The organism is Martelella sp. AMO21009, assembly GCF_053484295.1.
In genome coordinates, this window is sequence record NZ_JBAKFR010000003.1 from 104,536 (window position 1) to 118,961 (window position 14,426).

Consider the following 14,426-nt stretch of genomic DNA (forward strand, 5'->3'; position numbering starts at 1 on the left):
CATGACAGAAAAGCGCCTCGGCGTTCCAGATCACGTGCCCGAGGGAGAGGAACGCGAGGACGGGCTTCCGCTTCTCTTCTCCGTCATTGAGGGCGTCGGCCCGCATGCAAAGGCGCTGTTTCTCGGCAATCTTGCGGCCGCCGAAGACGCCGACTGTCTTCTCGCGGCGGGGATCACGGAAACCCTCAACGTCTCGATCAACATGTTTCCCGGTCCGCTGCTGCTTCCGGACGGCACCCATATCCGCCGCTACCAGATCGGGATGATCGACGGCGCCGGCAACGATCCGCATCTTCTGGCGGCGGGCGTATTGACGATCGAAGGCCTGATGCGCGGCTATGTGCCCTCGAAACCGCATTATCCAAGCCATCGCAAGGGCAATATCCTGGTGCATTGCCGCGGCGGACGCTCGCGTTCGGTCGCGCTGATCGCGCTGTGGCTTTCCACTTTCGCCCGTGACCGGTTCGCCAGCTTCGAGAGCGCTCTTGCGCATCTTCGAACCTTGCGCGGTCTGAGCGACAGCTACCCGCTGCCGCCGATGCTCGCCCTTGCCGAAGAGGTCAGGCGGGGCAGCCTGCTGGGCGCGGAACACGCGATATAGGTGGCGCATGGCCGAGAAATTCATCTCCGCGGGCGATGTCGCCCGTCTCGCCGGCGTCTCACGCTCCGCTGTCTCGCGCACGTTCACGGAGGGCGCGAGCGTCGCGCCCAAGACCCGCGCCCGGGTGATGAAGGCGGCCGAAGAGCTTGGTTACCGCGTCAATCTCCTTGCCCGTACGCTGCACAAGGAACGCTCGGATCTTGTCGGCCTTGTCGGCGCAAACCTCTCCAACCCCTATATTTCCGCCCAGGTCGATGCGCTGACGGCAGCGCTTTACGAAAACGGTCTGCAATGCATGCTGCTCAATCTGGCGGGGCAGCAGAACGATATGGAAAATGCCGTCGCAAAGCTGCTTGAATACCGGGTCCGCACGGTCGTCCTTCTGTCCGGGGCCGTGCCGGATACGCTGATGCGGCTGGCGGCGGCCAATGGCACGCGCCTCGTTCTCATCAACCGGCCGCTGCCGGAGAAGATCGGCCTTGTCGACCAGATCGAGGCGGATTCGGCCGCCGGCGGCGCGCTGGCCGCGCGGCGGCTGATCGCGGCCGGCTGCAGGAACGTGGCCGTTGTCCTGTCCGGTTCGCGCACGTCGGCCAAATTGGCACGCGCGGAAGCGTTCATCGCCGTGATGGAGAAACATCTCGTGCCGGTCACCCAGTGGAGCCGGGGGCGCAACACTTACGAAACCGGCGTCGAGGCCGCCCGCGGGCTTCTCGCCAAGCCGGGCATCGACGGAATTTTCGGCGTGACCGACGAAATCGCGCTCGGCGTGATGAACACCGCGCGCCACGAACTCGGCCTGTCCGTTCCAGAAGATGTCTCGGTGATCGGCTTCGACGACGCGCCGATCTCCGACTGGTCCTCGCACCAGCTCACCACCGTCAGCCAGTCGCTGTCCTCGCTGACAAAGGCCACGCTGAAAGCCATCACCGGCCCGGCAAATGCGCCCAGCTCTCACCATTTCCTTCCCGTCACCCTGGTCGAACGTCAATCGGTACGTCCCGCAAGCTCAGCGACCTAGAGTATCCGTTTGAAAGGCCGTCAACTTGCCAAACACGGACTTTGATCCCTCACTCTATTTCGAGTCCAGCTGGTGTCCGCCAAGGCAAAGGCGGCACAGCCTAGTCGCGGGTTTCAGATTGAGGAACAGCGCAGGGACACAGATGAAACTTACTTTGACTTCAATAGATTGGAGATCAAGTTGGCTGGGGTGATCATTGTGCCAATGAATGAAATGCCGCTCTCGAAATGGAGCGGCATCAAAAGACTTTCAGTCTGGTGACAGGCTCTGGCATGGAAGGATCAGGACCTGCATCGCGAATTTACGTTTGAGTGACATAGAAAAGGGTGGAGTTTTCAGAGGTGATCCCGAACGTCGTTGGTGCTGTGCTACTGGCATAGGCATAAAGCGCGTCGCCAAAATTTGGGGGAGAGTCCGGATCCGCTGAGGTAGACCAATTGCCGTCGTTAACCGTTGCGGGAGAACCCACACCATTTTTGAACTGTGTGTCGTCAACCACCTTAACCTTTGTGTCCGGCGTCGTCTCGGTACCACTAACGACCAGATCTTTGTAACTAACGATCACCGGTGGATCTGGTTTCCATGAAGAGAGAGAGGCGAAGCGGGCAGCAAAACAGGACGATGAAATGCCGACACCCTTTCCAACAAGACCTGAGTAGGAGGCAAAACGGACTATGGTGGTCTTTGCGAGACTGTCCGGCAGTTCTGCCCAGGTCAACGACCAGGTCGCATCCTTCAAAACCTTTGCCCAGCCGACAACATCGCCTACCGCGGAAAATGCCACAACGAACTCGTCGGGATTGGCAAGACCGGAAGCCCCCTGCGCATCGATGTGAGAGAGGAGCGGCAAGCCGGGTACGTAGCTTGCGTGCGTAGTCGCAGCACAGGCCCTGGAAGACGCAGTCCCATCGCGACTGCGTGTCGTTGCCACGATGCTGTCACCGTCCCAGATGTCAAGGCCATCAATCGACCAGCTTCCGGAATCTGAAACAGGTGCAATATATGCGGCCAAGCGCAGGCCGCGGCGGAAGTGCCCGCAATGCACATCAAGCCCAGGTTGCGCTGTTCCGACAACGCTTTTGGCCGAAACAACGTCAATCTCTGGGGGGAGGCAAGGGTCTGTGATCGCGGTAACGACAGGACCTTCGGACCGCGAACCGTTCGCATGAGCACGTGTTAAGCGAAGTCTTGAACCCGGTTCGAGACGGCTCTCGAAGCTGATCGACCACGCGCCGGCTTCGTCTGCCTGCGCCTCGGCAATGCAATGACCGAGCGCGATATCAAAGATCTCAATGACATCTCCGGGCATGGCCCCGTCGCCACCCAGCTTGGCGATATTGCGCTCCAACACGGAGAATTTATCCACCTCAACCGAAAGAGGCAGGGAGGTATTGCCACTCAAGAGCCTTGCGACAACGCAAATCCTTTCACCCGGTTCCAGTCGCTCCGGAAACGCAATCGACCAGCCTCCTCCTTCGCCGATCAGAAAGGACTTGCCGAGCAACTGCCCGGCGGCACCAAATGCCGCAATCTCCGTCGCGGCAGTGTTGCATCGGCCGAAAATAACCCTTTCGCAGGCATAAACATCTTGGAGTCTCGGCCGCTTGCCCCCGAAAGTCACCTGTACCCCTGGCGAAGTGACATCGCTGGAGGGGTCGCAAGCCCAGATACGGAAAATGGTGAACCAATGAGGCTTGTACCCGAGATCAATGGCCCAGCTCCCATCGAGATCAACTTCAACGGTATGGGTCTGTGCATCTACGCTACTCGTCATCTGCACAAGCTTGCCGGGTTGAGCCGTTCCATGGAAGCGGCGTGCGGCGGGGTCGAACTTCACCTCGGGCGGCAATGGTCGCACTGCGTTCGATGTGCGGGGGGCCAGGTTGGGACGTTCCAAAGACATCACTTTCTCCGTAATCGCGTGAGATCAAAAAAGGTCGCTACAGCACACCGATAGGCAACAGCGCTTGCGCCTGATTCATAGGGCGGGCGCCGCCACATTGGCGCGGGCGCCTGCACGGGTGGAGAGCGACGGTTTGAGCCGCATATGAATATTTCTTTCCCCTGGTCAGGGTCATCGCTTTCATTGTCACTTCCAGCCGGCGGCTTTGCCGCCGGCTGTGGAGTTGCTAAGGATGGGTTCAGAAGTGCCACATCAATTAAAGGGAACGGTTTGAGCAACGTAGTCCGTCATCGTCCCTTCATTGTTGGCATTGGGACCCTGCGCGGAGATAAAGATCGTGTCATTATCCGCAATCTTCGATCCCGAAATGTAACCGACAGTTTGCTGGCCCTCGCCCGTCAGCACCGTGTCGATCACTTTCTTTCCATCGGAACCGCGCCAGCCCAGAATCGTTTGGTTGAGATCGGATACCGTTATGGTTGCCTGCGTTGTCGACAAAGAGACCAGGGTCAAATCTGTTGGGTCCTGACCGACCTCGTAGTAGAAGAAGTCTGATTGAGCACCGCTTGAATTTGTCGCCTGCGCCGAGAGAATCTGTCCGTTGGTTGCCGGTGTGCCGGAGAGAAGAGGAATACTCCAAGCTCGGCCAGTAACGGATTGCGTTCCTTGAGAAGTCCCGTCCAGGAATAGTTCGACGGTTGTGCCGTTAACGCCAGCCCCCCCGATCGTCTTGCCCGTCTGCAGGATTGTCGGCGGCCTGGGCCTGATGTCCGAGCCCACAGTAAAGTCTCTGTTAGTTGATTCATTACCTGCCTTGGTCCTGGCCCAAGCTATCATCTTATCGCCGGAATGCAGCGGCGGAATCGGGGCGATAGTCCAGCTAAGATCACTTCTGAGAGTTGCGTCACCCCTTGGAATTGACGGATTTGCCTTCTCGGCGATGTGGATGCTGATATTGGCGTAATTGGCCCTGTACAAGGCGGAAACCGTCTCGGTGCCCACCACGCTGGTAGGTGTGGCGCTTGTGACTGTCGGCGGGTCGGGCATGTAAGTGTCGACGATTACTGGCTTAGAGGGGTCCGAGCTTGTCACGCGTGAACCGTCGGGTCCCAACACCCAGGCCACACCGGTCACATGATCCCCATCGGGTGGTTCGAGAAAGCCGATAGTATTGAGTTGCGAACAACTCCACTCACCGCGGATCACGTCCGCTCCGCCGGGATTAACGAACTGACCATTGTCATCGTCCTTCAGGTAGACCGCTGTACTCGGCGTGGCTTCGAGTCCAGCAAATTTATCCCCGGTATAAGTAAGAATCACCGGAGGATCGACAGGTGTCGAAGCAGCGTCCGCGTAGCGCGCCGCGTAGTCTGACGTTGGGGAAAAACTATAGTTGGACGGCGAGGACGTTGCCTGGAAATAGACGACTGTCGTCGTCGGCAGACTGCCGACATAAGACTCCCACTGAACCGACCACATGCCGTCAATAACGTCCGCGGAGCAGATCACCCCGTGGCTTTGTGTTGAAACCATAACGTGGGTGCCAGAATCCCCCCAGCCTGTCGCGCCGTTTTGATCGATCGAGGAAAGGACCGGAGTATTTGGCCGCCCCTCCCCGATGGTAACGGAGGCGCCAACATATGACTGCTGCGTGTTGTCTGCGCTGGAGGTTGTGGCTCTAACAACGTCGCCTGGCTGGAGAACGAGCGTGCTACTGGCCTCAACAGCCGCATCGTTTGAGCCGCCATCGCCGTCGACCGACCAATTGCCGTGAGAGTCGACCTGCACCGTACCATCGGCAATCCTCCTTTGACTGCGGTACTGGGCGTAGTGGACGACCTGCCCCGCACCGGCCATCCCGCCGAGCGATGAACCTTCATACCTATCGATCGTCGGGGCAAGGCATGGCGCCGGCAAGGCCGTATAGACGGGCCCACTCGATGAAGAGCCATCCTGGTGGGTACGTACAACCTTGAGCTTTGTTCCAGACTCAAGCAACTCATCAAATGTGACCGACCAATTGCCATCGCCGTCTGCCTGCGTTTGCGCAATCTGTACCTTCGTTGCAGTGTCGACAATTTCGACCTGATCCTGAGGACGGGCGCCGGAACCGGAGACAGAAGTGAGGCTGCGCTCGTTGACGGAGAAAGCGTGGACCAAGGCGAAGAGCGGCATGGAGGTATTGCCATTGGGCAGAGTCGCAATCACGCAAACGCGATCGCCTGCATGAACAGACTCGCGGAAATTGATAGCCCACGCGCCGCTGGGACTTGAGACGAGTACCTTGCCAAGCAACAGACCGCGAGGCCCGTATACCGCAACAACGGTACCCTGTTCGCTTAGACCGAAAACGGACTTCTCGCTCGCATAGACATTGTTCATTACGGCAAAGCTGCCGCCAAGCGACATCTGAATTGTGTGTGAAGCTGCGCCGGTTTCAGGCGCATATGACCAAATGCGATAGATTGTATACCACGTCGGCTCACGACCGAGATCGATAATCCATTTGCCAGCGGCATCCGCCACAGCCGAACGTGTGAGCGCATCAGCCGTATTCGAAATCTTGATTGTTACGCCGGGTTCGGCCGAGCCGCTGAACCTCCCGAGGGACATGTCAAACTTCACTTCGGGCGGCAGCGGCCGCTCAATTTTTGGCGCGCGGGACATCAGATCCCCGGTATCAATAGACATCGCTGTTCTCCATACGAGTGCTTAAAAGGAAAGGTGGTGGCAACCGGATGTACTTATCCTGATGCGTGTATCGGACTATACACCACATCCTAGGGTTGTCCAGAAATAATTGCAATCTTTGGTTGCAATCCCTGACCATCCTCTAATACGGAATAATTCTGGTTCGGCTGAAGCCCTTCCACCGTCAGCGTGATCGCGGGCTCCAACCTCATCCGAAGCAGAAATATGGATCCGCGAGATCCCCCGTAGATCCCCAGAACCCGATACCCGCTGACGTCGCAGCGTCACCCGACACCCACGTGGACGATACAGTGCGGCCAACGCGAGCTAGCCTTTCCCCATGCGGCGCACTCAGAGATGCAGATCAGCGAACGAGAGAGAGAGAAAAAAGCCAGTCGCGGACACGTATTTTATTCAGAAATATTAATTTATAAATATATAAAATATTTTTGAGTAAAATACAATAAAATTAGAAATTATTAAATAATAATATGAATATATTATTATATAGTAAAATACTAATCATATATATTTAATTATAAATTCTATATTTAACCAGTTATTAACCAAAACACAAAATATTATTGACAATAGATTCCAAATAAAATCGAAACGGAGAGTTGAGATGAAAACTGATATCAAGCTATGCACATTAAGATCGCAGGCGAGAATGTCTATACTTTCGTCTGTTTCTGCGAAGGCGCTCGTAGGCGCGACCGTCGCGCTAAGCATGTCCGGAGCCGTGGCAAGAGCAGACGACTGCGGGAATAACCCCGTTAACACTTGCACGAATTCGAGCTACCCGAATGGCATTACCTATACCAACGTCGATGGATTAATCCTCAATCTGGCGAACGGCGTCAATGTGACCGACGGCGTCGATGTCGGGACCGCGAGCAATTCGAGCGGCGCGGTCCACATCGACATCGATACCGGTTCCGGCACGATCACATCTGACACGAATTCAACACCTAATCCGATACCGAAAGACTCCAAGGCAGCCGTCAAGGTGCTGACAAACGGTGCAACGACCGGCGATATCAACGTCAAGATGGATAGTGGAACGCTGCAGACGAACGGCCCCACGACCTATGGGGTCCTCATCACGAACAACGGAACCACATCGAGTTCCGATCTTCAGTTTGACTTCAACGGCGGCACAATCACGGTGCTCGATGACAATTCAATAGGGGGCTACGTCGACAGCGCCGGCACCGGGGCAGCCATAATCAATATGTCAGGCGGAACAATCAACGTAGGGCAAGGGTCCAGCACCTCCGGAGAAGGGGGACTGGCAACCTTTTCTTCCGAAGACAGCAAGATAGTTCTTTCTGGCGGGACAATCACCGTTAACGCAACAGACTCGTTTGGCGCCTTCGCCTCAACGGCATCGACCGGCAATGCCTCCGTCCAAATGACCGGGGGTTCTGTGTCCATGCTGCAGGATGCCTCAGCCTCGCTTTCTGCAACCGGCCACGGCTTGATCGCTTACAGCGCAGGTTCCGGTATTGCCAGTGTAACCATGAGCGCCGGTCAAGTAACGACAGTCGGGAAAAATTCCGATGGTCTTCTAGCCTATATATTTACTTCGGATTCTTCAACAACCGGCGCCGCTACTGTCACGGTCAGCGGCGGGACGGTAAGCACGACAGGAGAAAATGCATATGCAGCGGCAGCCAGCACTACGGCGAGCGGAAACACTAACGTCACCATCAGCAGCGGCAGTTTGTCGACGGAGGGAGCAGGAAGCTATGGCGCTTACACGATTTCGAGCTACGGCGCTTCATCTATCGACGTTCGCGGGGGCAGCATCAGTACGAAAGGAGACAATGCGTATGGCGCGTTCGCCAGGTTGACGAATTCGAGCAATCCGAATGACGCGACCATCAATATGACCAACGGCTCCGTAACGACCGGCGATCCCGGAAACGAGAGCAGCGGCACCGGCTCCCACGGCCTCTACGCCTCGAACCATGCTGGCGGGCAGGCATATGCGGCCGTCTTCCAAAGTGGATCCGATGTTTCGAATATCCACACCTATGGCGCGAATGCCTATGGCGTGTTTGCGGAAAGTACGGGCGCTCCCACTTCGAGAGCAGTCCTTCAGGGCGGCACCATTCAGACAGAAGGCGATGGCTCACACGGTCTCGTTGCCATCGGCAGTTCCCGTGATGCGGAAGCGGACTACTACTGGGGCGACATCACAACCAACGGTGACGGCGCTCACGGCGTCTACGCAAAGACGGGCGGTGGCGGCAAGGTCAGCATTCTCGTACAAAACTATACGACACAAGGTCAGTCGCTTACGACGACCGGCAACAACGCCTATGGCGCGTATGCCTACACCTCAGGGAATGGGGCGATCGAGGCCGACGTCGGAATCGGAACAATCAAAACCACCGGTGAGAGTTCCTATGGCGTCGCTGCACTCATCGACAATACCAGCAACACGTCGAGCATAAGCGCACCCGTAGAAACCACTGTTATTACGACGCAAGGCAAAGATTCCCACGGCCTGTTCCTGAAGAGTACCGGCAGCGGCGACGTGACCACCACCTTCCAGGGGACCGATAGCAATGGCGGGTCCGTTTCAACGACAGGCAATAATGCTCACGCGGTCTATCTCCAGGCCTCTCAAGGCGGATCTGCTCGTTTCAAGGGAGCCGCAAAACTGGCAAGCACCACTGGCAGCAATTCCCACGCCATCTATGTGACCAATCAGGATGGCTCCGGTAGCGGTGAGGCTACCATTGATTTCGATGGTGGACATGTCTCGACCTCTGGCAGCAATTCGAACGGACTTTATGCTGAAGCTCTGGGCTCCGGTACTGCAAACGTGACGATGCATCGATCCGGTTACGCCTCTTCAGTCAAAGTCTCAGGCTCGGACGCTTTCGGCGTCAGCGCCTACAGCCAGGGCGCGGCGACGACCGTCTCGCTCGATGCCGCAACCATCACCGCGACGGGCAACGCCAAGGCGGCGGTCGGCTTTGCCGAACGCTGGAGCGCCGGTCAGGCGGCGACCCAGGCCACGATCACCTTCGGCAGCAACCTGGTCATCGACGCTTCCGCTGCCGCCGGCCAGCATGCCTTCTACAATGCCGACGATCAGGCCGGCACCAACATGAACCTCACGACCTGGGGTACGGTAACCGGCTCGGCAAATATGGGCGGCGGCAACTCCACCTTCACGCTGGCGGGCGGTTCTTTCACCGGCAATATCTACGGCGATTTCGATCCGTCGGAAACGCCGGCCGCCAACCAGGGCGTCGACAATTTCATCTGGTCCGGCGGCACGCTCAACAGCGGGTTCTACGGTCAGGGTGGCAATGACACGGCCACGATCTACGTGCCGGGTTCTTCCAATTTCGCGGCGGCCATTCTGGATGGCGGCGAGGATGGCGGCGCCCCGGTAGGCCAGATCAAATCCGACATTGACCAAGTCACCTTCGCCGCCAACAACGATAGCGTTGCCGGGCGGAACATCAACAATTGGGAAAAGTTCACCGTCAACGAGAATGTCGCGATCAAGTTCATCGATGACGGCATGACGCTCGACGGCTATGACGGCGGCAACGCCAACGGCATGGGCGATCTCTACATGCTCGCCGGCTCGAGCGTGACCGGCGGGGCCGGCAAGGGGCAGGTCTTCACCCTTTCCGGAAACCTGTCCAACAAGGGCCTGCTGACGATGCAGGATGGCGCCTATGGCGGCAATTTCGTCGTCGAGGGTGACTACACCAGTGATGGCGGCACGCTTGGCCTGGACGTCGACTTCGGCGATCTGAAGGCCGACGTGCTGACCGTCGGGAAGGATCTTGGCGGCGTAACGCAGCTCGAGATTGCCGAAGTCGGCACGACGGCCAATCCCGGCGCGATCCTGATCGTCGACACCACCACGGGGACCGGTATAGACAAGAACGAGTTCACGCTCGACAAGAACCAGATGACGGCATCGGGCATCTATGCCTATGGGCTGGTCTACAGCCTCGAGGGCGACCCCGGCAACGGCTATCCGCCCGGCGTCTACCTTTCGGCGACCGGCGCTCCGGGACCGACGCCTCCGGGACCGAATCCCCGGCTCCAGCCATTCGTACCGCTTTACGAAGGCTATCAGTCGGCGCTCCTGGACATGAACACGCTGCCGACCATGCGCCAGCGCGTCGGCAAGCGGGCCTGGCTCGGCAGAGAAGTGATTGTTACCCCGCCGGCGCCGGTATTGACGCCGAAGGACCCCGGCTACTATTCGCAGGCGAGCGTCTCCGTTGACAGCGACGGCACGCCCGAGTTGGATCAGAACGAAAGCGAGACTACCTTCGCGATCCCGCTCCAGCAGTCGGCGCCGGCTCTGGAAAACGTCTGGGGACGCATCAGCGGCGATTTCTCGCACCTCGATCCCACGAGTACCACGACTGGGTACAAGTACGATCTCTCCACCTTCGAGATGCAGGCCGGCGTGGACGGGCTGTTCTATGATGACGGTCCGGGCGCGCTGGTCGGCGGGCTGACGGTGCATTACCGCACGGGCGAGGCCAAGTTCGACTCCGTCTATGGCGACAGCAAGGTCCATCCGGACGGCTACGGCTTCGGCGGCACGCTGACATGGTATGGGGACAACGGTTTCTACACCGACGGTCAGGTCCAGGCGACCTGGTATTCAAGCGAACTGAAGGCGGACGACCTCTATAAGGGTGTCGAGAACTCCGACGCCTTCGGTTACGCGGTGTCGGTGGAAGCCGGTCAGCAGTTCCTGCTGGACAGCAATGACCTGATCCTGACGCCGCAGGGCCAGCTCGCCTGGTCGTCGGTCGACATCGACAGCTTCACCGGCGCCTATAACGACGATGCGACCTTCGACAATGGCGACAGCCTGAAGGCGCGCCTCGGCCTGGCGGTGGAAAAGGAGTTCAAATCGACGGATGCGAATGGCCTCGCCCGCCGCGGCAATATCTACGGCATCGCCAATATCTATCACGAGTTCATGGGAGAGACGAAAGCGGTGATCGAGCAGTCCTTCACGGCATCGTCCGAACTCGATCCCTGGACTGGCGAGATCGGGTTCGGCGGGACCTATGACTGGACCGATGCGAACAACGTCAATTACGGCGTCTACGGCGAAGTCACCGCCGCCACCGGCCTCAGCGGCGGCTCCTACTCCTACGGCGGCAATCTCGGCTTCCGGGTGAAGTGGTAGCGGCGAAAAATGGCTCCTATGAAACCGGGAATTGGGTAACCAAGAACACAGCCCCCGCAATCTATAATATGCGCAGAAACACCTTCATGCTTCGGTCGTGGAGGTGTTTTTGTTGCGCGTGGCGCCCTATCGACGGGTTTCAACAAGGAGCGCGAGATCCAAGAAGCCTGTAACCCGCCTCGAAGTCGATGTCGATGCAAGGTCACCATGCGGTGAACAACGCCCTCGCCTGCCGACGCCGACTGATATCAAGGTTCAATGATTAGGACCCATATGATGCGTGCTGGAATGGCCTCCGAGAGCGTCAAAATCCTCGCCGCAGCTATGGCTACCACTGCGGTTTTCGCGTAGCCGGCTTTCAAAACCGCTCCGGCCATATGCGCTCTAATCATTGAACCTCGGTATGAACCCGCTGCGTATTCTGATCCGGGTCTCCATGAGGAGAATGCCGCCTATGATTGAAATTTCATCTAGACAACCTATGGTTGTTATGGTTATCTTAATACACGCAGCCGGAAACACAGACCCGATGCAGCGAACTTTCCAACTCAAACAGGCTTATGGAGAACAATGATGCTTATCGAAGCCGGGGATCTGGTATCCCAACCATCGAATGTTGCGCGGCCTTTACCGCCGAAGATCGAGTTTGACCATGCTGCCGGCAGGTTCAGCGGCACCGCTCAGCCGGGAATGTCGATCCGACTGACAAGCAATCTTGATGCGAAAATGCATTCAGTCGTGACCAATGCAGACGGGTCTTGGGCTATTGATCTGGGCGCCTCACCGCGCTGGTTCGCGATTTTCAAACTCTGGGCCTGTGATGCCGCCGAAGGCGTTTCATCCGACAAGATACAGATCACCCTGGGTGGCAATACGCCTAAAATGAAAGATGTCTATGCCAGTCGCACCGGAGTTTTTGGCATCAGCAGCCAAAACGCCGATATTACGGTCTACGGGCCAAACGGCAACATCGTCGGAAAATCCTTTGCAATCTCGAAATATGGCGACTGGTCAGCGGACTTCATGGAGCCTCTGAAAGCCGGCGATGAAGTCTGCATAGTTGCGACCGCTTTCAACGGCAATGCTTCCAAGCCGTACTTCGCTAAGCTCCAAAGCTTTTCCGTTGAAAAACGCCGCACCGACTACATTGCTGGTTCCGGCGCCAAGCCCGGGGAGAAGATTCAAATCTTCGATTTGAAGTCAAGCGTCCTTGTCGGCAGCACCACGGCATCGGCGAAGGGGATCTGGTCGGTGTCTTTCTGCAAGGCCTTGGAGAACGGCAACAGGCTCAGAATTCGCAGAATACTTCCAGACGGAACGACCGTTGCGGGTCCAACCATTTTGGCCAGCTCATCCTATTGCCTGGTACCTGAAGTGGACGCGGTGAACAGAACATACGGCTCCACTCAGTTGATGGTACGCGGAACAGGTGTGCCCAATTACGAAGTGATCGTGAAGCACAGCAGCTCCAGTTCGACCGTCATAAGGTCCTGGTCCACAACCGTTAAAGGCAACGGCTCCTGGTCTACTCCGTTCACCGGCACACTCAACTACGGAGACGTGGTTTCTGCAGAAACGACCTATGGAGGCGCGGACTCTTATATTTATAGCGCGCTTTCACCCAACAGTAATGCAGCCCGCCCGGCGCCGCCGCAAATGCAGCCAGCAACCGGAACGCAGATTGTGGGTAAATGCGACGCGAACAGCTGGGTGGCAATTTCAACCCAGGCTTCTGGCGTTATCAAAAAAATTCAGGCGAACCCGGACGGTACTTTCACGACGAACCTGTCGCAAGTCCCGAACTTCAACAACACGTATTTTTACTACGAGGCATCCCCCAACGCAAATCCGGACATCTACCAGCCGACATCGATTCTTGCCGTGCAACAAGGCAACAACCAAATCAAACCCAACAGACCGGAACTGACCACCTGGGACGGCTATACGTTCGCCGGCAATGTTCCGGCATCGCAATATGACAGCCAGTACAACGGCACCAAAGTCAAAGTCTTTGATCTAGACATAGGCCGGCAGGCCACAATCACCGATGATGACCTTCCGGTCCTTGCGGATAGGACGTTTACGACCGACGGCATGACGATTGACGACGTCAATCCGAGCTCAGACCCCACCGCCCCGCCAATCCCTTACGGTGCCAGAGTCCAGGCCCAGGCACATTTTATGATGAAACCCGACCCCAGTAATCCGAATGCCGGCCCCGGTCCCACTTCGGACCTGTCTCAAGTCAGATACGTCGCGCCCAACGGCGGGATAACTGCTACAAGACCGTGGCCGCCTGAAATCGACGCGATCAGAGTTTCAGGCAGCAGTATCAAGCTCACCGGAACGGCCGTCTACAACGCAACGGTCAATATATTTACAACCGGCGATGTCACGGCTCAGACGCAGGCCAATGGTGATGGAGATTGGAACGTCACCATACCAAACCTCTACATAAGCTCGACCCCGCAGCTTTTTTCTGCAACGTCAACACTGCCGGGCGGCAACAGCAGCAGTGCGTCGGATGCATTTGTCAGCGCATATGGATCCTATTCACAACCTGAACCTGATATTCAGTTAATCACTACCGATGCAGTCTGGGTCTCCGTGCCCGACAATCCGGTAACGCGTTTTGTCGGTTGGTCAACTAATACCGGGGTGATGATGGTCAACATAACGCCAACGGCGAGCAATATCGATCCAACCATCAAAGGGGACGCCGGGCAGCAACTCTACAAGCTACCTTTCGAAGATGGACAGGGCAATCCGCTACAGTTGAGCACGAACGACAACCTAAACCTGTCGGCCTGCACCGATTATCCAAACTCGATAATGTCGGCATTCAATACGAAGGTAGAAGGCTACGATACCACCACCTCGCCGTAAGCGGTTCTGTGGGGGGGGGGGGTCTTTTGCCCCCCCCCCCCCCCCCCCCCAAAAAAATCGCATAAAAAAAAAAAACACCCCCCCACAAAAAAAAAAAAAAATAGGTTTGGGTCTTTTTGGTGTCTAATGT

The 14,426-nt window shown here is 57.1% G+C and carries 6 protein-coding genes; 4 read left to right on the forward strand and 2 right to left on the reverse strand.

Going from position 1 to position 14,426, the window contains the following annotated elements:
- The first annotated feature begins 1 nt into the window (after position 1).
- Complete coding sequence (locus tag V6766_RS04785; protein WP_448464138.1) at positions 2-601, forward strand: dual specificity protein phosphatase family protein; 600 nt, start codon at positions 2-4, stop codon at positions 599-601.
- A gap of 7 nt (positions 602-608) precedes the next feature.
- Complete coding sequence (locus V6766_RS04790; RefSeq protein WP_448464140.1) at positions 609-1,622, forward strand: LacI family DNA-binding transcriptional regulator; 1,014 nt, start codon at positions 609-611, stop codon at positions 1,620-1,622.
- Positions 1,623-1,923: 301 nt separating this feature from the next.
- Here the strand turns inward: V6766_RS04790 and V6766_RS04795 are convergent, their stop codons facing one another.
- Positions 1,924-3,525: a hypothetical protein gene (locus tag V6766_RS04795; RefSeq protein WP_448464142.1), complete on the reverse strand. Its 1,602-nt coding sequence runs from the start codon at positions 3,523-3,525 to the stop codon at positions 1,924-1,926.
- Between the two features lie 252 nt (positions 3,526-3,777).
- Positions 3,778-6,216 (reverse strand): hypothetical protein, encoded by a 2,439-nt coding sequence (locus V6766_RS04800; protein ID WP_448464144.1) that lies wholly within the window; start codon positions 6,214-6,216, stop codon positions 3,778-3,780.
- A 625-nt stretch (positions 6,217-6,841) separates the two neighbouring features.
- Between V6766_RS04800 and V6766_RS04805 the strand changes: the two genes are divergently transcribed.
- Together V6766_RS04805 and V6766_RS04810 are read left to right on the forward strand one after the other, a co-directional pair.
- Positions 6,842-11,410, forward strand: coding sequence for an autotransporter outer membrane beta-barrel domain-containing protein (locus tag V6766_RS04805; RefSeq protein ID WP_448464146.1), 4,569 nt, complete (start codon positions 6,842-6,844; stop codon positions 11,408-11,410).
- 573 nt (positions 11,411-11,983) lie between these two features.
- Entirely contained in the window at positions 11,984-14,296 is a 2,313-nt protein-coding gene (locus tag V6766_RS04810) for a hypothetical protein (RefSeq protein WP_448464148.1), read from the forward strand.
- Positions 14,297-14,426: the final 130 nt, after the last annotated feature.

Bases quoted from the DNA above. Each gene is read 5' to 3' on its own strand.
- V6766_RS04785 (WP_448464138.1), top strand. From the start codon at position 2: ATGACAGAAAAGCGCCTCGGCGTTCCAGATCACGTGCCCGAGGGAGAG.
- V6766_RS04790 (WP_448464140.1), top strand. From the start codon at position 609: ATGGCCGAGAAATTCATCTCCGCGGGCGATGTCGCCCGTCTCGCCGGC.
- V6766_RS04795 (WP_448464142.1), bottom strand. From the start codon at position 3,525: ATGTCTTTGGAACGTCCCAACCTGGCCCCCCGCACATCGAACGCAGTG.
- V6766_RS04800 (WP_448464144.1), bottom strand. From the start codon at position 6,216: ATGTCTATTGATACCGGGGATCTGATGTCCCGCGCGCCAAAAATTGAG.
- V6766_RS04805 (WP_448464146.1), top strand. From the start codon at position 6,842: ATGAAAACTGATATCAAGCTATGCACATTAAGATCGCAGGCGAGAATG.
- V6766_RS04810 (WP_448464148.1), top strand. From the start codon at position 11,984: ATGCTTATCGAAGCCGGGGATCTGGTATCCCAACCATCGAATGTTGCG.